Source organism: Cupriavidus sp. MPR-AND1C (genome assembly GCF_058809705.1).
Genome location: NZ_JBXASU010000002.1, coordinates 227,256 through 247,269, shown reverse-complemented (window position 1 = coordinate 247,269; position 20,014 = coordinate 227,256). Strand labels below are relative to the sequence as shown.

General features: G+C 65.5%; 19 protein-coding genes. 10 read left to right on the top strand and 9 right to left on the bottom strand.

Annotation, left to right across the window (positions count from 1 at the left end):
• Position 1: 1 nt before the first annotated feature.
• From fliS to AC1RWI_RS02400, 5 genes are all read right to left on the bottom strand, one after another.
• The gene (fliS, locus tag AC1RWI_RS02420; protein ID WP_043353499.1) at positions 2 to 448 is read right to left on the bottom strand and encodes a flagellar export chaperone FliS; all 447 of its coding nucleotides are present in this window, start codon (positions 446 to 448) and stop codon (positions 2 to 4) included.
• Between the two features lie 50 nt (positions 449 to 498).
• On the bottom strand, positions 499 to 1,971 hold the full coding sequence (fliD, locus tag AC1RWI_RS02415; RefSeq protein WP_052494893.1) for a flagellar filament capping protein FliD: 1,473 nt from the start codon (positions 1,969 to 1,971) through the stop codon (positions 499 to 501).
• Positions 1,972 to 2,013: 42 nt separating this feature from the next.
• Positions 2,014 to 2,391: a flagellar protein FlaG gene (locus tag AC1RWI_RS02410; RefSeq protein ID WP_043353501.1), complete on the bottom strand. Its 378-nt coding sequence runs from the start codon at positions 2,389 to 2,391 to the stop codon at positions 2,014 to 2,016.
• 143 nt (positions 2,392 to 2,534) lie between these two features.
• Positions 2,535 to 3,863, bottom strand: a complete 1,329-nt coding sequence (locus AC1RWI_RS02405) for a FliC/FljB family flagellin (RefSeq protein ID WP_043353502.1) — start codon at positions 3,861 to 3,863, stop codon at positions 2,535 to 2,537.
• A 214-nt stretch (positions 3,864 to 4,077) separates the two neighbouring features.
• The gene (locus AC1RWI_RS02400; protein WP_043353504.1) at positions 4,078 to 4,401 is read right to left on the bottom strand and encodes an RNA chaperone Hfq; all 324 of its coding nucleotides are present in this window, start codon (positions 4,399 to 4,401) and stop codon (positions 4,078 to 4,080) included.
• 955 nt (positions 4,402 to 5,356) lie between these two features.
• Here AC1RWI_RS02400 and AC1RWI_RS02395 point away from each other — a divergent pair.
• On the top strand, positions 5,357 to 7,453 hold the full coding sequence (locus AC1RWI_RS02395; RefSeq protein WP_492864330.1) for a methyl-accepting chemotaxis protein: 2,097 nt from the start codon (positions 5,357 to 5,359) through the stop codon (positions 7,451 to 7,453).
• Between the two features lie 194 nt (positions 7,454 to 7,647).
• Here the strand turns inward: AC1RWI_RS02395 and AC1RWI_RS02390 are convergent, their stop codons facing one another.
• Complete coding sequence (locus AC1RWI_RS02390; protein WP_144409929.1) at positions 7,648 to 7,836, bottom strand: hypothetical protein; 189 nt, start codon at positions 7,834 to 7,836, stop codon at positions 7,648 to 7,650.
• Here AC1RWI_RS02390 and AC1RWI_RS02385 point away from each other — a divergent pair.
• Positions 7,826 to 9,313: an MDR family MFS transporter gene (locus AC1RWI_RS02385; protein WP_043357723.1), complete on the top strand. Its 1,488-nt coding sequence runs from the start codon at positions 7,826 to 7,828 to the stop codon at positions 9,311 to 9,313. The genes AC1RWI_RS02390 and AC1RWI_RS02385 overlap by 11 nt on opposite strands.
• Before the next feature lie 46 nt (positions 9,314 to 9,359).
• Here the strand turns inward: AC1RWI_RS02385 and AC1RWI_RS02380 are convergent, their stop codons facing one another.
• Positions 9,360 to 9,701, bottom strand: coding sequence for a DUF190 domain-containing protein (locus AC1RWI_RS02380; RefSeq protein ID WP_043357724.1), 342 nt, complete (start codon positions 9,699 to 9,701; stop codon positions 9,360 to 9,362).
• A gap of 264 nt (positions 9,702 to 9,965) precedes the next feature.
• Between AC1RWI_RS02380 and AC1RWI_RS02375 the strand changes: the two genes are divergently transcribed.
• Positions 9,966 to 10,976: a tripartite tricarboxylate transporter substrate binding protein gene (locus tag AC1RWI_RS02375; RefSeq protein ID WP_492864327.1), complete on the top strand. Its 1,011-nt coding sequence runs from the start codon at positions 9,966 to 9,968 to the stop codon at positions 10,974 to 10,976.
• A gap of 74 nt (positions 10,977 to 11,050) precedes the next feature.
• On the opposite strand, the gene AC1RWI_RS02370 is transcribed toward AC1RWI_RS02375, so the two are convergent.
• Positions 11,051 to 11,569: a MarR family winged helix-turn-helix transcriptional regulator gene (locus AC1RWI_RS02370; protein ID WP_173430753.1), complete on the bottom strand. Its 519-nt coding sequence runs from the start codon at positions 11,567 to 11,569 to the stop codon at positions 11,051 to 11,053.
• Positions 11,570 to 11,704: 135 nt separating this feature from the next.
• Between AC1RWI_RS02370 and badH the strand changes: the two genes are divergently transcribed.
• The 6 genes from badH (at position 11,705) to AC1RWI_RS02340 (ending at position 17,652) form a co-directional block, all read left to right on the top strand.
• Positions 11,705 to 12,472, top strand: coding sequence for a 2-hydroxycyclohexanecarboxyl-CoA dehydrogenase (gene badH, locus AC1RWI_RS02365; protein WP_492864325.1), 768 nt, complete (start codon positions 11,705 to 11,707; stop codon positions 12,470 to 12,472).
• Positions 12,473 to 12,566: 94 nt separating this feature from the next.
• Complete coding sequence (badI, locus tag AC1RWI_RS02360; RefSeq protein WP_492864323.1) at positions 12,567 to 13,349, top strand: 2-ketocyclohexanecarboxyl-CoA hydrolase; 783 nt, start codon at positions 12,567 to 12,569, stop codon at positions 13,347 to 13,349.
• A gap of 117 nt (positions 13,350 to 13,466) precedes the next feature.
• Complete coding sequence (aliB, locus tag AC1RWI_RS02355) at positions 13,467 to 14,618, top strand: cyclohexanecarboxyl-CoA dehydrogenase (RefSeq protein ID WP_492864321.1); 1,152 nt, start codon at positions 13,467 to 13,469, stop codon at positions 14,616 to 14,618.
• Positions 14,619 to 14,669: 51 nt separating this feature from the next.
• Positions 14,670 to 16,322: a cyclohexanecarboxylate-CoA ligase gene (gene aliA, locus AC1RWI_RS02350; protein WP_492864319.1), complete on the top strand. Its 1,653-nt coding sequence runs from the start codon at positions 14,670 to 14,672 to the stop codon at positions 16,320 to 16,322.
• Positions 16,309 to 17,112, top strand: coding sequence for an enoyl-CoA hydratase (locus AC1RWI_RS02345; RefSeq protein ID WP_492864317.1), 804 nt, complete (start codon positions 16,309 to 16,311; stop codon positions 17,110 to 17,112). The genes aliA and AC1RWI_RS02345 overlap by 14 nt, the downstream gene beginning before the upstream one ends.
• A gap of 216 nt (positions 17,113 to 17,328) precedes the next feature.
• The gene (locus AC1RWI_RS02340) at positions 17,329 to 17,652 is read left to right on the top strand and encodes a hypothetical protein (RefSeq protein ID WP_043353520.1); all 324 of its coding nucleotides are present in this window, start codon (positions 17,329 to 17,331) and stop codon (positions 17,650 to 17,652) included.
• A gap of 206 nt (positions 17,653 to 17,858) precedes the next feature.
• Here the strand turns inward: AC1RWI_RS02340 and AC1RWI_RS02335 are convergent, their stop codons facing one another.
• Positions 17,859 to 18,758, bottom strand: a complete 900-nt coding sequence (locus tag AC1RWI_RS02335; RefSeq protein ID WP_492864315.1) for a hypothetical protein — start codon at positions 18,756 to 18,758, stop codon at positions 17,859 to 17,861.
• A 243-nt stretch (positions 18,759 to 19,001) separates the two neighbouring features.
• On the opposite strand from AC1RWI_RS02335, the gene paaA reads away from it, so the two are divergent.
• Positions 19,002 to 20,006, top strand: a complete 1,005-nt coding sequence (gene paaA, locus AC1RWI_RS02330) for a 1,2-phenylacetyl-CoA epoxidase subunit PaaA (protein WP_043353524.1) — start codon at positions 19,002 to 19,004, stop codon at positions 20,004 to 20,006.
• Positions 20,007 to 20,014 lie beyond the last annotated feature (8 nt).

Genomic DNA, 20,014 nt, shown 5'->3' with positions numbered 1-20,014 from the left:
GTCAGGACCCTATCGAGACAGCTTCCCTCGGCATGAATGCCTGTGGCGCAGGCTCCGGCACGGCGTCCGGATCGATCTGGCGCCAGGCCGAGGCGATGTCGGCCAGCAGCTTGTCGACCTCGTTGAAGCGGCTCTCGTCGTTATGCAGGTTGGCCAGCATCAGTTGCCGGGTCATGTAGTCGTAGAGCGCATCGAGATTGCCGGCGAGCTCCGCGCTGGCGCCGTGATCCAGCGACGCGCGCAGCCCGCTTTCGATGATGTTGATGGCGTTGGAGACGGCCTTGCCTTTCTCGGCGATCTTGCCTGCTTCCATGTGGAACTTGGCGCGGGCGATCGCCGCCCGCGCACCATCGAACAGCATGACGATGAGGCGGTGCGGCGAGGCACTCATGGCCCCGGTCTCGTGGCCGACATTGGTGTAGGCGTTGACGGCGGTGCGTGCGTACATGGCGGCGCTCCCTGAGTTTGTTATGACGTGTGCGAGAAACCTGGCCGGGCTCAGCCCGAAGTGCTGGTCGAAGAGCTGAACTGCTGCGTCAGGTAAGTCTTGGTCGAGTTCAGCTGTGCCATCAGCGTGTCCAGGTTCTGGAACTCGGTCTGGTATTGCGCCACCGCGGCATCGATCTGGGCCGACACATTGGTGTACTGGGTCGCGAGCGACTTGAGCGTGGCGTTGACACCGTTGGTGGCGGTAGTCAGCGCGCCCGTGGGCGAGACAAAGCCCGCCGCCGCGCTAGACAGCTGGTTGCCGTAGCCCGACTTGCCGTCGGTGCCGCTGAACAACTGCGCGACGCCCGTGCGGTTGGTGGTGAGCGCGGCATTCAGCTTGCTCGAATCCAGCGACATGCTGCCGTCGGCGTTGAAGCTGATGCCGATCTGCGTCAGGTTGGTCAGGCCGGTGGCGCCGGTGGCCGTCTGCGGGGTATTGATCACGTTGCGCAGCTGGTTCTCGATCACGCGCAGCGTGGAGTCGCCCAGCAGCGCGCCGGCGGTCTTGGTGCTCGGGTCGTAGGCGGAGAGCTGGGCCGCCGTGGACTGCAGGGTGTTGTACGCGGTGACGAAGCTCTGCACACCGGTAGCCATGGCGCTGGTGTTGCTGGCCACGTTCACCGTGCTGGTGCCGGTGGTGGCCAGGTTCAGGGTCACGCCCTGGGCCGCGCCCTGGACCGAATTGCTGGCGCTGGTGATCGCCAGGCCGTTGATGCTGAGCTTGGCGTCCTGTGCCGCGATGTTCTGCGTCATCGCCGTCGTGCCGCCCGGGTTGTATGTCAGCAGGTTGCTGATGGTGGTGGGGTCGCCGCTGCCGTTGCTGCTGACCGAAACACTCATGCTCGAAGCAGCGCCGGTGGTGTTCGAGGTCAGCACCAGGTGATAGGGCGTGCTGCTGCCGTCGTTGACGATGCTGGCGGTAACGCCGGCATTGGCGGCATTGATGGCGTCGCGGATGCCGCTCAGCGTATTGTTGGTGCCGTTGATGTTGATCGACGCTGCCGCGGCGCTGCCGGGTGTGAAGGTGGTCGTGCCGCCGCTGGTGGTGGTGGTGCCGAACTGGATCTGGATGGTGGCGCTGCCCAGCTGCTGGCCGGTACTGTCGGTGATGCCGTTCGCTACCAGCGTCTGCGACTGCGCCAGCTGCGAGACGTTGACGGCATAGCTGCCCGCCACCGCGGTATTGTTGGCCGAGGTGCTCAGCACGCTGGTGTTGCTCGACGAGGTGGTGGTGCTGCTGTACAGGCTGGCCGTGCCCAGGGCGGTGGCGGCCGACTGGAACGAGGCCAGCGCCCCCTGCAGCACGCCATAAGCTGAAAGCTGGGTGTTGACCGCGCTCTGCTGATCGGTGATCGGGGTGAGCTTGAGCTGTTCCGCCGATTTCAGATTGGTCAGCAAAGTGCTCAGATCCAGCCCGGAACCAACACCAAGCGACGAAATCGCTGAGCCGCTCGTCGAACTCGTTGCACTCGTTGAACTCATGATGCGTACCTGTGGTTTATGTGTACGGGGAGAGGCGCCCGATCAGGCGGTTTGGTGAATCAGCAGGCCCTGCAATTTATCAATGGCGCGGACAATGCGCAGGACTTCTTTTGTGGGGAACTGGCGAATAGTCTCGCCGGAGACCTTGTCCACGACACTCGTGACCATTCTGTGCGTGGCTTTGTCGATGCTGACGCGGACCTCGAGCGGGGTGGCCTCCAGGGCCTCGTTGAGGCTCTTCAGCGCACCGTCCAGCCCGGTGCTGCCGGCCGCATGGGCGCCGTCGGCCGGCTTCGATTCCGCTGGACCCGAACCCGGATCCGCCGGGCTTCTCGCCGCTCCGGTGGTACCAACGGACGATGCCGGCCCGACGGTGAGTGTGGCCGGCATTGGCAGTAGCGGTTCGGTCGAACTGATCATGATCTGTTCTCGCAGCGTTGGGTCGGTGCACAAAAGGCTTCGGTGGAAACGCTTTCAGAGCGGAGGCCGCTCTGAAAACATTCCCGGCAGGACGGGCCCGGGCAGAACCCGTCCTGCTAGGAGACAGCCGTCTGTTGCGAGAATTAACGCAGCAGCGACAGCACGCCTTGGTTCGACTGGTTGGCCTGGGCCAGCACAGACGTACCTGCTTGTTGCAGGATCTGGGCGCGCGACATGTTCGACACTTCGGTCGCGTAGTCAGCGTCCTGGATGCGCGAGCGCGAAGCCGACAGGTTCGTCACCGCCGAGCCCAGGTTGGTGATGGCCGAGTTGAAGCGGTTCTGAACGGCACCCAGCGAGCTGCGCAGCTTGTCGACCGTGGCCAGCGCCTTGTCGATCAGGGCCAGCGGGTTGGTGCTGCCCGAGCCGGTGAACTGGGCCGTTGCGGTGGTGGTGCCGGCGGTGCTCAGCTCGATTTGGGTAGCGTCCGTGACCGACGTGGTGGTCGAGCCGCCGTTGGCCTGGGCACCAGCTTGCGTACCGGCGGACAGCGCGTAGTTGTTGCCGCCTTGGGTGATGAAAGCGACTGCAGCGCCGCTGGTGTTGGCACCGACCTTGACCAGCTGGCCAGCCACGGTGTTGCCGGTGTTGCCGTTGGCGGCATCGCCGATCTTCACTTGCACCTTGTTCAGGGTGACGTTGCCGGTGGCAGCGTCGACCGAGGCAGCGTAGTTGTCGTTGCCGTACTTGACCACGTAGTTGCTGGTGGCGTTGCCGGCGGTGTCCAGCACGTTGTTCAGGGTCAGGGAGCTGGTGCTGACGGTCGAGCCGACGACGGCGGACAGGGCGTTGGCAGCCGAGGTCAGGTTGACCGAAACCGGTGCGGAGCCGGTGGCGGCTGCAACCGTGGTGATGGCGCCGCTGGTGCTCAGGGCGTTCTTGGCCACCGTGAAGCCGGTCATGCCCAGGGTCTTCGAGCTGATTTCTTGCAGGCCGATCGAGATGGTCTGGCCGTCTTGGGCGCCGACTTGCACGCTCAGCGGGGTGGCGGTGGACGACAGGACCTTGACGCCGTTGAAGTCGGTTTGTTGCGAAGTGCGGTCGATTTCAGCCAGACGTTGCGTGATTTCGTCCTGGATCGATTGCAGGTCGCTTGCCGAGTTGCTGCCCGTTGCGGCTTGGACGGACAGGGTACGGATAGCTTGCAGGTTGTTGTTGACTTCGTTCAGCGCGCCTTCAGTCGTTTGCGCCAGCGAGATGCCGTCGTTGGAGTTGCGCTGTGCTTGCGTCAGGCCGTTGATGTTGGCGGTGAAGCGGTTGGCGATCGCCTGGCCGGCGGCGTCGTCCTTGGCGCTGTTGATACGCAGGCCCGACGACAGACGCTGGATCGCGCTGTTCAGCGACGACTGCGAAGCGTTCAGGTTGTTCTGCGTCATCAGGGACAACGTGTTGGTATTGATGGTCATCGACATGGTACGACTCCTATTCTTTACAGTAGATTGTGCAATCCGGCTGCTGCCGCAACGTTGGCTGCCAGGCAATGCTGGGCGAGAAGTGCCACCGTTGTTTGGGTTATCGGTTGGGGCCGGAAAAGATTTAGAGTGATCTTTGCGATGGATTGAAACTGAGTGACGGATTCGAGGTGAAGCGAGCCCGTCCGGGCCTGCGGCGCGACGCCGGCAACGCCTAGCGGCGCTTGCGGGTACGCGGGGTATATAAACTGACGAATTCCGGCGAGGTCTCCGCCCCAGGCACGCAGGCCGTGGCCTCGGGGGCGTGAGCCGGCGTGATCACGGCGATGGAGTGCTTGTAGACGATCTGCGGAAGCGGGTCCTGCGCAGACTCTGCCAGCAACACCATATAGTTGTCCGCAGCCATGATCACGCCGTGCAGCCGAATGCCGTTCGATAAATGCACGACAACAGGATTGCGACTTGCGCTGTGGGTGGAGAGCTGCAGGTGCTGCAGATTCCGGCTCGGGCGATCGATCCTGGTTACCTTCTTGTTCACAACTTCTCCGGAAGAGCCCGCTCGGGTTCTGGCGGCTGGCAACGGTCCAATGACTGGGCCTGGGCAAATGGGGTGTGGCAGCACGGCTGGGCGCCGGCTGTGGCGCGGCCTGGGCTGGGCGAGGGATGAAACATCCGCTCTCGGTGCTGGCGCGGGACGGCGAGGCGGCATGGGCCGGGACCGGCCCTGGTTTGTGTCCGGGCGGTGGATCCGATGCTGCTCCGCAAGCTGTGGCGGGCGACGCCGCCAGAAGAGAAGGGCAGTACTTCAGGGGCGAGGGTAACAAAATTTTAAAAATCTTGACGGTTGGGGGGGCGCGTCTTGTGTAGAGGTTTTCCTCTAATAAATATATTGCGTCACACCGCGAATTTATGCGTTGATGGCGCTGGTGTGGCAAGTCCCAACGCCACCCCCGCCCGCATTCCCTATCTGGCATGGGTTTGCGGGCCGCAAGGTGGCCCTGGCCTGCGACAGCGATGCACTCCATGCCGGGTATTCGCCACTTGCGTGGCATTTTCGGCACTTTTTCTATCAGAGATATCCCTGATAGAAATAGGATTTACACCTCATGTAAGCAGGTTTATATTCGCGTTAGGGCCTTTCGGCTCTAACGCAGTCCTGGAAAGCCTACGAGCACCCCGCGCGTGGGCTTCTTTTTTTGCGCGCCCACTTTGTTTTTTGTGCGTCATCGGCGCCAAGCGCCGATGGCAGCACTTCGAAGTACATGGGTGACATTAGACGACAGGTTGAAGCCGGGCAATCGTTCGAATTGCCCGGCTTTTCCCCTCTATATTTCCTTGCAATTCCCCGTTTTTGCGCTTCTTTTCGCAAGTCGCTGTTTAGCCCTCAAGCTTGCTCCTGTCCCTGCCGTTAAGCCCGCGATGCGGCGTCGCTCCGGAAATCTGTCCGGGGCGAGGATGAAGCGCGCGCGATAAGAGTAAAAGGAGCGGGGAAGATGCGTTGGTTGCGAAACTTTGGCATTGGGGTGCGCCTGACGGTAGCGTTTTCGCTCGTGGCGCTGCTGCTGATTGCCGTGGCCGTGCTGGGCATGATGTCCCTGCGCACCATGAACGAATCGATGCGCCTGACGGTGGAGGGGCGCCTGTTCAAGGTGCTGGAGATCGAGCGTGTCAAGCAAGATGCGCTGCGCACCGGCATCCTGGTGCGCGATGCCACCCTGAATGAGGATCCGGTTGCCGTGCGGCGCGACGCCGAGCGCATCGGCGCACTGCGCCAGGACATGCGCGGCACGCTGGATGAACTGGGGAAATGGCTTTCCAGGTCCGCCAGGCCTGAGATCCAGGAAACCTATCGCGCCCTTGTCGAGGCACGCAATGCTTACGACACCCAGCTCGACACGGTGTTGCGCCAGTTGCAGGGCGGCGAGTTTGACAGCGCTCGCAGCGCGCTGGTCGCGACCCTGCCGGCGGCCCAGGCGCCTTACTTCGACAAGCTGAGCGAATTGTCCGACGGGGGGCGCAAGGTGGCCGCCGCCGCCGTGCAAGAAGCCAATGCCAGCTATGAGATGGCGCGCAACCTGCTGCTGGGCCTGGCTGCCGCCGCGGTCGCGCTGGCCGCCGTCCTCGGCATCGGCATTACGCGCTCGATCACGCGCCCGGCGCGGCAAGCGCTGGACGCGGCACAAGCGCTTGCGCATGGCAACCTGACCTATGTCATCCACGCCAGCAGCGATGACGAGATGGGCCGCATGCTTGGCGCGCTGGAGCGCGCTTTCGGGCAGTTGGCGACGCTGGTGCACGGCATCCAGGGCGCGACGCGCTCGATCGATGGCGCGACCCGGGAAATCGCCAAGGGCAATACCGACCTGTCCCAGCGCACGGAAGAGCAGGCGGCATCCCTGGAGCAGACCGCGGCATCCATGGAGCAGCTCACCTCGACGGTCAAGCAGAACGCGGCCAATGCACGCCATGCCAATGAACTGGCGGTCAGCGCTTCGGGCGTGGCGACGGCGGGCGGGCACGCTGTGCGCGGCGTGGTCGAGACCATGCAGCATATTTCGCAATCGTCGGCCAAGGTCGCCGAAATCGTCGGCGTGATCGAAGGCATTGCCTTCCAGACCAATATCCTGGCGCTCAATGCTGCCGTGGAAGCCGCCCGCGCTGGTGAGCAAGGACGTGGCTTTGGCGTGGTGGCCGCGGAGGTGCGCAGCCTGGCCCAGCGGTCTTCGTCGGCGGCCAAGGAAATCGGACAGCTGATCAATGGCTCGGTGGGACAGGTGGCCCATGGCGCCAAGCAGGTCGAGGACGCCGGGCGCACCATGGACGACATCGTCGGGGCGGTGAAGCGCGTGACCGACATCATGGGCGAGATCGCCGCGGCCAGCGAGGAGCAGTCCTGCGGCATCGAGCAGGTCAACCGCGCCATCAATCAGATGGAGAGCGTGACGCAGCAGAACGCCGCGCTGGTGGAGCAAGCCGCTGCCGCCGCCGAGAGCCTGCAGCAGCAGGCCGCCGGGCTGGTCGATGATGTGTCCAGGTTCCAGGTGGCACCGGCGCAAGCGCATGTTGCGCGGGCGCCGGCACTGACTGTGCCTGCGCGGGCGGTAGCTGCAGCGCGCGTGGCGCCGGCAGCCGCCGGGCGGCGCCCTGCGGCGCACACGGCCGCTGGTGGCAAGAGCCACCCGCCGGCCCGCCCGGGGGCGGCGCGCCCGACCCCGGCCAAGCCCGTGGCTCCGGCCGCTTGTGCTGCCCAGGCAGTGCAGGTGGTTCAAGCAGCACCTGCAGCACCTGCAGCATCGGCAGCATCGGCAGCACGAGTCGCGCCAGCAACCGCGGCCAAGCCTGGGGCCCGGCCAGCCGCCGTAGCGCCACGTGCCGGCGCGGTCCGCACCACCCGCGAGCCCGTGTTGCCCAGCAAGGCCCGCGCGCCGGTGGTGCGCCAGGGCCGCGAGCCTGTGCTGTCTTCCAAGGCGCTGCCCGCCGCCCGCCAGGCCAAGCCTGCCGCCGTGGCCGCAGCGGTGCCGCGCCGCGCCGCGCGCCCCCCGGCTGCCGGCAGCCCGGCCGTGGCTGCCGGAGACTGGGAATCGTTCTAAGTCCAGCAATGTTGGCTTGAATGTCGCCTTGGCGGCGCTTCAGGCCAGGAGCCCGGCAAGGCGGCGGGGCGGCTGCAAGGCGCAAGGCTTAAGCCTACAATAGCGCCCTTGTATACAAAAACAGACAGGAGCGATGCCGCCCGTTCGCGGTGGCGCTGCACTCCATGTCCCTCGCCGCAAGCGTTCTCTCCCCCTCAGCCCATGACCGCCGTCTCCATGCCGCCCTTCCTGGCGGCTTCAGCTCCGCCTTCATCCGCCCAGTCACCCGCGACCGCTTCGGCCACTTCCGCCCCCGCCGCGGCCGATGGCGGCAAACCTGGCAACGCGGCATCCGTCCCCTCACCGGTTCCGCCGATTCCGCCGGTGCCGGTGATGCAGATCATCTTCGGGCTGATGCTGGCCATCTTGCTGGGAGCGCTGGAGCAATCGATCGTAGCCGTGGTGTTGCCGGAGATCGCGCTGCAGCTTAACGGCTTCGAGGAGATGGCCTGGGTGGTCTCGGCCTACCTGGTGGCCTCCACGGTGGTGACGCCGATCTACGGCAAGCTCTCGGATCTGCTCGGGCGGCGCTCGGTCCTGTCGTTTGCCATCGTGTTGTTCTTCCTGGCTTCGATCGCGTGCGCGCTGGCGCAGACCATGCCGCAACTGATCATCGCGCGCGTCCTGCAAGGGCTGGGCGGCGGTGGCCTGATCTCGGTGTCGCAGGCCACCATTGCCGATGTGGTGCCGCTGCGCGACCGTGGCCGCTACCAGGGCTATGTGAGCGGCGTCTGGGCGGTGGCCAGCATGGCCGGCCCGGTGATTGGCGGCTACCTGGCGCATTACCTGTCGTGGCGCTGGATTTTCTGGATCAACCTGCCGCTGGCGCTGCTCGCGCTGCTGGTGGTCCGCCGTGCGCTCAAGCACCTGCCGGCGGGCGGGCGCCGCCATCGCATCGATTACGTCGGCGCGCTGCTGTTCGGTGGTGGCCTGACCGGCGTGCTGGTGTTCCTGACCCGGCTCGGGCAGGGGCAGTCTGCCGCAACGCCGCAGACGCTTGGCTTGCTGGTGGCCGGGATGGCAGCCATGGTGCTGTTCGTGTGGCAAGAGCGCCGGGTGGCGGACCCGATGATTCCGCTGGACATGCTGCGCGTGCCGACAGTCACGATCTGCTGCATCACGCTGTTCCTGTGCTTTTTCCAGCTGATCGCCATGTCCGTGCTGCTGCCGCTGCGCTTCCAGGTCGTGGGCGGCGTGCAGGCCGATAGCGCCGCGTTGCGGCTGGTGCCGCTGACGTTGTCCATCCCGTTTGGGGCCTTTATCTCGGGCCGGCTGATGACGTGGAGCGGGCGCTACAAACCGCTGCAGCTGGCGGGTTCGCTGGTTGCGCCGCTGGCGATCGTCGCGCTGGCGTTCGTTGATCCGCATGCGGTCTTGCTGACCGCGCTGGTGATGGTGATGCTCGGCCTGGCCATCGGGCTGCAGTTGCCAAGCGGCCTGGTCGCCACCCAGAACGCGGTGCCTGCGCACCAGGTGGGCGTGGCCACGGCGCTGACCGCCTTCTCGCGCATGCTTGGCGGCGCGGTTGGCGTGGCGGTGCTGACCACCGTGCTGATCGCACTGTTGCGCCATGGCGGCATGGGTATAGCGGACCTGGCCGGCGGCGAGGACATCCTGATGAGCATGTTCCATCGCGCCATGGCGGGGGGCGATGCGGGCACCTCGGCCGATGCCGGCGCGGTGCGTGCTGCGGCCGAGGTGGCGTTCCGCACCTTGTTCCTGCTCAGCGCCGCCGTGTCGCTGGTGGCGCCCTTCCTGGTGGCGCGTTTGCCGGAGGCCACCTTGCGCGGCAGCACCAGCGTGGCAGCCAGCATGGATTGATTGGCGCGCACTGGCCGGGTGAGGCCAGGCCGCACTGCCGGCCAGGTCAGGGGCTCTGCGTCTCTGGCGCGCTGCTTTTTCCCAGGAAGCCGAACTCCACCGGCGTCTTGGCGTAGAACACCTGGACGTCTTCCTGGGCGAGGCGGTCGAACAGCCGCTGCACTTCTTGCTCCGTGGCAATCACGGTGATCTCCTCCGGCCGGTCGGCCAGCTCCAGAAAGTGCCAGGTGTGAAAGCGGTGGTCATGGCCGATGCCTTCGGCCGCCACCGTATGCGTGGCGCCGCGGATCTGCAGTTCGCGCAGGATCTGCAGTAGCCAGTGGGATAGCTGCTTGCCGTGGTGGCGGCGGTTTTCGATGGTGAACAGCGTGAGTTGGAAGCCTTGCACGGCAGCCCCCTTTTGCCCCCTTGCGGCGGTGTTCGCGTGCCGCGGATGTGGCATGGACGGCGTGCGCCTGACAGGGTGCCGTCTTTAGTTTAGGCGCGAATCCTGCCCGCCCAAAAATCAAGGGATTACCCTAATCTCGTTCCGGGACTTGGCGAGCTATATTCCAATTTGTCCAAAAATTGTCCCAATAGCGATCCGTGGTTTTATATGTAAAACAAAAGCCAAGGAATCACTCTCGTTACGCCAACCCTTAGCAGGTTCCCAGTGCGACATCCGAAGCCCGAAACCAACCTCAGGCGTGCACTGCGCGGGCCCGCAGCTGCCTGCCTCGCGTTCTCCTGCCTGTGGATTGGCGCCACACCAGCGGCGCAAGCCGCCTCCGCCTGCAGCGCGCTGCGCATTGTTGTGCCGTTCCCGGCGGCTGGTCCGGCCGACCTGCTCGCGCGCACGCTCGCGCAGGGTTTGCACCAGCGCCGCAGCACGACCGTGGTGGTGGACAACAAGCCTGGGGCCAACGGCAACATCGGCATCGATGCGGTGCGCCGCGCGGCGGGCGATGGCTGCACCTTGCTGGTGGCGCCGGCCGGCAACCTGACCATCAACCCCACGCTGTTCCCGGCGCTGTCCTACAACGTCGAGCGAGACTTCCTTCCCGTTTCGCTACTGGCAAGTTCGCCCAATGTGCTGGCGGTGCACCCTTCCGTGCGCGCCAGCTCCGTGCAGGAGCTGGTGGCGCTGGCCCGGCGCGCCAAGCCGCCGCTTGGCTATGCCAGCCCCGGTGTGGGCAGCGGCCTGCACCTGGCCGGCGAGCTGTTCCGACAGCAGACCGGCATCGCGCTGCTGCACGTGCCCTATAAAGGCACCACGCAGGCGCTCAACGATGTGGTGGGCGGGCAGGTGCCGATCCTGTTCGGCACGCTGCCCACGCTGGCACCGTTTATCCGCTCCGGCGCGTTGCGCGCGCTGGCCGTGACCCAGGCCACGCGCTCGCCCGCGGCGAGCGCGATTCCGTCGCTGGCAGAGCAGGGCGTGCGCGGTATCGAGGTCAGCTCGTGGTACGCGCTGCTGGTGCCGCGCGCCACGCCGGCGCCGGTGGTGCAGGCGCTTTATGCCGACGTGCGCGAAGTCTTCGGTGGCAAGGCGGTGCGTGAGGAACTGGCGCGCCAAGGCATGGAGCCGGTTGCCAGCACGCCCGATGCGCTCGCCACGCGTATCCGCCAGGAAACCGCGAGCTGGGCCGAGCTGATCCGCGCGCGCGGCATCAAGGCGGAATAAGGCAATAGCGCAATAACGCGATAACGCACGCCGGCGCTGGCGGCCGGCGTGCGTCACCTCTCATGCGTTGCGCTTTACTCCCGCGCATCTTCCCCCGCGGCGCCTTCGGCATCCAGCCCCTTCATGTTCTCCAGCAGCTTGAGCAGGTAGTGCAGCGTGTGGGTGATGTCGCCGGTTGAAAAATCGGTCAGCGCCCGCTCGTAGTAATCCCGGATCTTGGGCTGCGCCAGGCGCAACCATACATGACGCCCGGTCTCCGTCATGGTGACCAGCCGCGAGCGCCGGTCGCGTCCGTCGGGCGCCATGCTCAGGTGGCCATCGCGCTCCATGCGGCTGATCAGCCCCGACAGGTTCTGCCGGCTCACCATCAGGTAGCGCGCCAGGTCGCCCACGCTCATGCCATCGGCTGCCTGTGGCCGCGACAACGCGCCCAGCACGGCCCACTGCTGCGTCGTCAGGCCTTCGGCCTCGACTGCCCTTGACCCCGTTTTATGCAACATATTTGCGCATTGGTACAGGCGAAAGAACAACCTGTTTGCCATTTCCATGCGCGCAGCCGGGGCAAGGTCATCATCAAAATCGGGGTTAACCATCATAAATTCCTGAGTAGCCGTACTTGCATTGGTCCAGTTGTCCGCCTAGTATACGTCAATATATTTACATATTTAAACGCTGGCGCGCGACCTATCAGCCGCACGATAGCACCCTGGACCACGAAGGAGAACACTGTGCAAAGACTCGAAGGCAAGACGGTCATCGTGACCGGTGGTGGCGGTGGCATCGGCGGGGCAACCTGCCGGCGCTTTGCGCGGGAGGGCGCTGCCGTGGCCGTGCTCGACCTGAACCTGGCGGCGGCACAGCAGGTCGCCCAGCGCATCCGCGAAGAAGGCGGCCGCGCCGAAGCATTCCAGTGCGACATCACGGACCGCGCCAGCGTCGACGCCGCCGTGGCGGCCACCACCAGCCAGCTTGGCCCCATCGACGTACTGGTCAACAACGCCGGCTGGGACGTGTTCAAGCCCTTTACCAAGACCGAGCCGGCGCAATGGGACCGCCTGATCGCCATCAACCTCATCGGCGCGCTGCACATGCACCATGCGGTGCTGCCCGGCATGGTGGAGCGCAAGCGCGGGCGCATCGTCAACATCGCCTCGGACGCGGCGCGGGTGGGTTCCTCCGGCGAGGCGGTCTACGCCGCGTGCAAGGGCGGCCTGGTGTCGTTCTCCAAGACCATCGCGCGTGAGCACGCCCGCCACGGCATCACCGTCAACGTGGTGTGCCCCGGCCCGACCGATACCGCCCTGTTCGAGGATTACAAGCAAGGCGCCGGCAACCCGGAAAAGCTGATCGAGGCCTTCACCCGCTCGATCCCGCTGGGCCGCATCGGCCAGCCGGAGGACCTGCCAGGCGCCATCGTGTTCTTTGCCAGCGACGACGCGGCCTTCGTCACCGGCCAGGTGCTGAGCGTGTCGGGCGGCCTGACCATGAACGGCTGACCCGGCTGCAGCGGCTTCCAAGACAACGAAGACAACGAAGACAACGAAGACAACGAAGACAACGAAGACAACGAAGACAACGGAGACAGCGACCATGAACTACGAAGACATTCTCTACGACGTGCGCAACGGCGCGGCCTGGATCACCATCAACCGCCCGGAGAAGATGAACGCCTTCCGCGGGCGCACCTGCGACGAACTGATCCACGCCATCAACCGCGCCGGCTATGACCGGGAGATCGGCGCCATCGTGCTCGCCGGCGCCGGCGAAAAAGCCTTCTGCACCGGCGGCGACCAGTCCGCGCATGAAGGCCAGTACGACGGCCGCGGCACTATCGGTCTGCCGATGGAAGAGCTGCACAACGCCATCCGCGACGTGCCCAAGCCTGTCATCGCCCGCGTGCAGGGCTACGCCATTGGCGGCGGCAATGTCATCTGCACGATCTGCGATTTCACCATCGCGTCCGAGAAGGCCGTGTTCGGGCAGGTCGGCCCCAAGGTCGGCTCGGTCGACCCCGGCTACGGCACGGCCTTCCTGGCCCGCGTGGTAGGCGAGAAAAAGGCGCGCGAGATCTGGTACATGTGCCGCCGCTATCCGGCTGCCGAGGCCCTCGCCATGGGCCTGGTCAACGCTGTCGTCCCCCATGAACAGCTCGATGCCGAAGTGCAGAAGTGGTGCGACGAGATCATGGATAAGAGCCCCACCGCGCTGGCCATCGCCAAGCGCTCCTTCAACATGGACACGGCCCACCAGAGCGGCATCGCCGGCATGGGCATGTACGCGCTCAAGCTCTATTACGACACCGAGGAATCGCGCGAGGGCGTCACCGCCTTCCAGGAAAAGCGCAAGCCCGATTTCCGCAAGTACGCCAAGTAAGCCGCCATAGCCGCCATAGCCGCCATAGCCGCCATAGCCGCCGTTGCGCCCACAAGCAACGCGGCCGCATGGCGCATCGCATCAGCGCGCCATGCGGCAAGACCTCCTGGAGACGCCATGAACCCCTATCTCGACGAAGACCTGGCCGCGCTCGGCGACCATGCCCGCCGCTTCGCCACCGAACGTATCGCGCCCGGCTTCCTGGAGCGTGACCGCACCCGCGAGCTTGACCGCGCGCTGATGCGCGAAATGGGCCAGATGGGCTTTATCGCCCCCGAGCTGCCCGAGCAATACGGTGGCCAGGGCCTGGGCTGCCTGGCGGCCGGCGTGATCCACGAAGAAGTGGCGCGCGCGGACCTGAGCCTTTCCTACATCAACCTGCTGGCCTCGCTGAACGGGCAGATCCTGGCGCATCACGCCGCCCCGGAGATCGCACGGCCGTGGCTGCAGCGCCTGACGCAAGGCGAAGCCCTGTTCGCCATCGCGCTGACCGAGCCGCGTGGCGGCTCGGACGCGGCCAACCTGCGCCTGCGCATGGAGCGCGACGGCGACCACTACGTGCTCAACGGCGAGAAGACCTCCATCTCCGCCGCCGACCAGGCCGACGCCGCGGTGGTGTTCGCGCGCAGCGGCTCCGTCGAGGCAGGCGCGCGCGGCGTCTCGGCGCTGCTGGTGCCGATGGACCTGCCCGGCATCACCACCAACCGCTTCGACTGCCACGGCCAGCGCGCCATCGGGCGCGGCTCGATCTTCTTCGAGAACGTGCGGGTGCCCGCCAGCCATCTGCTTGGCAAGGAAGGCGAGGGCTTCGTGCAGGTGATGCAGGGCTTCGATTTCTCCCGCGCGCTGATTGGCCTGCAGGTACTGGCGGTGGCCAGTGCGAGCCTGGAAGAAACCTGGGAATACGTGGCCGAGCGCCAGGCCTTCGGCAAGCCGCTGGCGGCGTTCCAGGGCGTGTCCCATCCGTTGGCGGATTTTGAGACGCAGGTCACTGCCGCGCGCCTGCTGTGCCTGCAGACGCTCTGGCTGAAAGACCACAACCTGCCGCACACGGCCGAAGCCGCGATGTGCAAATGGTGGGCGCCCAAGCTGGCCTACGACGTGGTGCACCAGTGCCTGCTGTCGTTTGGCCACGGCGGTTACGACCGCGGCCCGATGGAGCAGCGCCTGCGTGATGTGCTCGGCTTCCAGATCGGAGACGGCACCGCGCAGATCATGAAGACCATCATCGCCCGCACCCGCGCGGGCAGGCAAGCGGTGCCAGCCTGATCTCGCCAGCGGGCAAGCCTGACCAAAACGACAACAACGAGGAGACACGCCATGGAATTCGACGCCATCTTGCTGCCCCCGCGCCGCGCGTCCAGCGTCGCGCAAGGCCTCTGGCCAGAGCGCACCATCAACGATGCGCTGGACGACTGCGTGGCCGCTTGCCCCGACAAGGTTGCGCTGAGCGCATTGCAGGTGGAAAGCGGCGCGACCACGCGCCTGACGTACCGGGAACTGGCCGGGCGGGCCGGGCGCATCGCGGCGGGCCTCGCGAGGCTGGGCGTTGGCGCCAACGATGTCGTGTCCTGCCAGTTGCCCAACTGGTGGGAGTTCACCGCGCTCTACCTTGCCTGCGCGCGCCTTGGCGCGGTGCTCAATCCGCTGATGCCGATCCTGCGCGAGCGCGAGTTGTCGTTCATGCTCCGGCACGCGTGCACAAAGGTTGTGGTGATCCCCAAGCGCTTTCGCGGGTTTGACTACGAAGCCATGTTCGATGGCCTGCGCCAGGCGCTGCCTGACCTGCAGCACGTGGCCGTGATCGGCGGCGCCGGGCCCAATGCGTTCGAGACCCTGCTGGACGGCGCCGGCGCGCCGGACCTGGCGGCCGCCCATCGCCCCGGCCCGGACGACATCACCCAGCTCATCTACACCTCCGGCACCACCGGCGAGCCGAAGGGCGTGCTGCATTCGTCCAACACGCTCATGGCCAACATCGTCACGTACGCCGAACGCCTGCGCCTGGGTGCGGACGACGTGATCCTGATGGCCTCGCCCATGGCGCACCAGACCGGCTTCATGTATGGCCTGATGATGCCGGTCATGCTGGGCGCGAGCGTGGTGTTGCAGGACATCTGGGAGCCGCGCAAGGCCGTCGCGTTGATCCGGCAGGAGGGCGTCACCTTCACCATGGCCTCCACGCCGTTCCTCACCGACCTGGCCCGCACGGTCACCGAGACTGGTGGCGCCGTGCCCACGCTGCGCGCCTTCTTGTGCGCCGGCGCACCGATCCCCGGTGCACTGGTGGAGCTGGCGCGCGGCGCGCTGGGCGCCAAGGTGATCTCCGCCTGGGGCATGTCGGAAATGGGCGCGGTGACCACCACGCGGCTCGAGGACGACGATGAGCGCGCCTCCAGCACCGACGGATGCCCGTTGCCCGGCGTGCAAGTGCGCGTGGTCGACGCAGCGGGCGCGGCGTTGCCGGTGGGCGCCAGCGGCCGCCTGCTGGTGCGCTCGTGCTCCAATTTCGGCGGCTACCTGCGCCGTGCGCACCTCAACGACACCGACCCGGACGGCTGGTTCGATACCGGCGACCTGGCCCGCATCGACGCGCGCGGCTACATCCGCATCGACGGCCGCAGCAAGGACGTCATCATCCGCGGCGGCGAGAACATCCCCGTGGTCGAAATCGAAACCCTGCTGTATCGCCATCCGGCCATCGCGCAGGTGGCCATCGTCGCCTATCCCGACGAGCGCCTCGGCGAGCGCGCCTGCGCCTTCGTCGTGACCCGCGACGGCCAGCCATTCGACATGGCGGCGATGGTGGACTTCCTCAAGGCGCAGCAGATGGCCGCGCAGTACATCCCCGAGCGATTGGTCGTGCAGGGTGCGCTGCCCTCGACGCCAGCGGGCAAGATCCAGAAATTCAGGCTGCGGGAGCAACTTCGCCAGAGCGGGCAAGGGGAGGGCGCATCCAGTGACCGCGCATGAAGCCACGCCGGCGATCGACGAGAACCTGGTACTGCTGGAGATGGTCGGCCGCGTCGCCGTGATCCGCCTCAATCGTCCCCGGCAGATGAACGCGCTCAACGATGCGCTGATGGATGCGCTCGGCCTGGCGCTGCTGGCGTGTGAGCAAGACGACGGCGTCGGCGCCATCGTGATCACCGGCAACGACAACGCCTTCGCCGCCGGCGCGGACATCGCAGCCATGCGCGGCTGGGACTATATGGACGTGTTCAAGTCCAACTACATCACGCGCAACTGGGAGACGCTGCGCAATGTGCGCAAGCCAGTGATCGCCGCGGTCGCGGGCTACGCGCTTGGCGGCGGCTGCGAGCTGGCCATGGCCTGCGACATTCTCATCGCGGCGGACAACGCGGTGTTCGGCCTGCCCGAACTGAAGCTCGCGGTCATCCCAGGCGCGGGCGGCACGCAGCGCCTGCCGCGCGCCATCTCCAAGGCGAAAGCCATGGACATGTGCATGACGGCGCGCAACATGGATGCGGATGAAGCGGAGCGCAGCGGGCTGGTATCGCGGGTGGTGGCCGCCGCGCGGTTGATGGATGAAGCGATGGCGGTGGCGCAGACGATTGCCGGCTTTTCGCTGCCGTCGATGATGGCGGTCAAGGAGGCGATCAACCGCGCTTGCGAGTCATCGCTGTCCGAGGGCATGCTGTTCGAGCGGCGGCAGTTGCATGCGCTGTTTGCCACGGAGGATCTGAAGGAGGGGATGAATGCGTTTTTGGAGAGAAGGGCGGCGGTGTTCCGGCACCGCTAGACGGCATGTGGGCATCGATGCCGAAATCTCGATCCGCCAAAGCCGCAAAAGGGTTCCACGTCCACCCGGCAATTGCACCATTTTGGGGAAAAGAAGTTTGAATGCCAAGTCAACGGACGCTTAATACGATGCGTTTAGCAGAGAGCTGGCCGGTCAGGCTGGCTCAATGTTCGCGTGTTCACGGCTGCCCGGACGGTGGCCTTCCAAGGAAATGTCATGAAGAAGATTGTCGCTACCGCTTTTGCGCTGTGCCTTGGCGCAGCATCCATCGCCGCTCAGGCGCAAGGCACCGGCAAGGTTGATCCCTACACCCAGGGCGCCAAGGCTGGCAAAGCAGACCCGTACACCGATGGCGCCAAGGCTGGCAAGGCCGACCCCTATACCGACGGGGCCAAGGCTGGCGACAAGTTTGACCCGTATACCCAGGGCGCAAACAAGAGCTCGCGTGCCAACCTGACGGATTCGAAGGCGAAGAAGGCAAAGAAGTCGCATAAAAAGCAGACCAAGAAGGCTGCGCCGGCATCCGCCGCCGGGGCCTGAGCCGTCTCGCCGCGCGGCGGTTGACGCCTTGCGCCTGGAAAAACCCGCCAAACCGGCGGGTTTTTTTCATTCGGCGAACCGGGTTGGCTTGTCCCCGGCGCCGCGGGCCATGGCGATGACGCAGCCCAGGGCAAGGCTGCGCCGCTGCGCGTCGTGCCCGTCCTGCCTGGTTTGCCTGCCTGTTCCCCGAGCTCCCCGAGCGGGAGTCAGGGTGCCTCGCCGACCGGCATGATTGCCGTGGTATCGATGCGCTGGACCTTGCCCTGCTCGCGTACTTCCGTACGGAGCACGAAGCGCTCGCTCGGGCAATACCAATCCGTGATCTGCATGACCGAAGGCGTCGTCATGATCAACGTATCGACGAGCTGCGTTGGCCCAAGCGAGGAATGCTTTTCGTAAGTGATCGGTATGCAATCCTTGCGGCCCAGCGCGGTATCAATTACGCGGCGCCGTCCGACGTGGCGCGAGCTGATGGTGATCGTGGCGTGCGCAGCGCGCAGCTCGCCCACCTCATCATCCGTTCCGCGCGCATAGATCTTGAGCGTCACGCTGGAGCTGACCGTCTCGCCGCCAAGTATCGCGCCCTCGCGCAGATCTGCTCCTGCATAGTTGACCACACCTTCGCCTATGCTTGTCGACGTGCCATAGAGCCGGGCATAGCGTGCTCTCGCGTTGATCTCCGAGTGGATTTCGACGCGGACCGCCGACGGCGCAGCGAGCGGCGAGATGCTGACCAGGTCGCGCTGATCCGCAATGACCGGCGGCCCCATCAGCGCTGCCAGCGCGCTCTTCGAGTGAATATTGATGATCGCCTGGCATCCCGCCGGCGGGCTTTCCAGCAGCTCCTGGACCGTCATTATTGACATCGGCATGGCGCCGTCCGCCTCCATCCGCACTTTCGCATTTGGACGAGACCAGAGCGTTTCCCAGCAGTTTGCCTTGCCCACCGATGGCGGCGCCTCGGCCGGCAGCGGTCTTTCAGGCGGAATCGGCGCGTCGCTCGCGGCCCACACCACCACCTGGGTGGCAGACAGTACAGCGGCGATGCCAATCGCAGCAAGCTCGCGCTTAACGCACACTTTCTTCCCCAGGGGGCAAATTGCCATTTTACTGCCTGGGTGCGCAGCCAAGGGGAGCCGGCCGTGCGCCGGGCCTGCCTAACGCTGCACGGCGTAGAGGCTATCCCGGAATGAGTATGCCTCGTTCGTCACGTCCCTTTCCCTTCGTCCGACAAGTTTTTCAACGGCCACGGTTTGTGGCTATCAACATATATAAATCGATCTAAATAATAAATCAACCGGACGGTCGGTTTATAAATATACTGCGGCATCGGTCCACAGGAAAACGCCATGTACACCCAATCACTGGATATCCCGGGCAACGCCCAGCCGCTCGAAACGGTGCAAGCCGACGTCTCGCCGGAACAGGCGCATTTCGACGCGGTCATGGACGCTGACGGCAAGATCGAGGCGCAGGACTGGATGCCGGACGCATACCGCAAGACCTTGATCCGGCAGATCTCGCAGCACGCGCACTCCGAGATCATCGGCATGCAGCCCGAGGGCAACTGGATCAGCCGGGCGCCGAGCCTCAAGCGCAAGGCCATCTTGCTCGCCAAGGTGCAGGACGAGGGCGGCCATGGCCTGTACCTGTACAGCGCGGCCGAAACGATGGGCGTGTCGCGCGACCAGCTGGTCGATGCCTTGCACGCCGGCAAGGCCAAGTATTCGAGCATCTTCAATTACCCCACGCCCACCTGGGCGGACGTGGGCGTGATCGGCTGGCTGGTGGATGGCGCGGCGATCATGAACCAGATCCCGCTGTGCCGCTGCACCTACGGCCCGTACGCGCGCGCCATGATCCGCATCTGCAAGGAGGAGTCCTTCCATCAGCGCCAGGGCTTCGATGCGCTGCTGTCGATGATGAAGGGCACGCAGGCCCAGAAGGACATGGTGCAGGAGTCGGTGAACCGCTGGTGGTGGCCGGTGCTGATGATGTTTGGTCCCAGCGACAAGGATTCCATCCATAGCGGCCAGTCGTTCAAGTGGGGCATCAAGCGCATCTCCAACGACGACCTGCGGCAGAAGTTTGTCGACGCAACGGTCGAGCAAGCCAAGATCCTCGGCGTGACGCTGCCCGATCCGGACCTGAAGTGGAACGAGGCGCGCGGCGCGCACGACTACGGCGCGATCGACTGGGAAGAATTCTGGCGCGTGGTCAATGGCGACGGGCCCTGCAACAAGGAGCGCCTCGCCACCCGGGTGAAGGCGCACAACGATGGCGCCTGGGTGCGCGAAGCCGCGCTGGCGCATGCCGAGAAACAGGCCGCCCGCGCCCGCAAACAAGCTGCTTGAACAGGAGA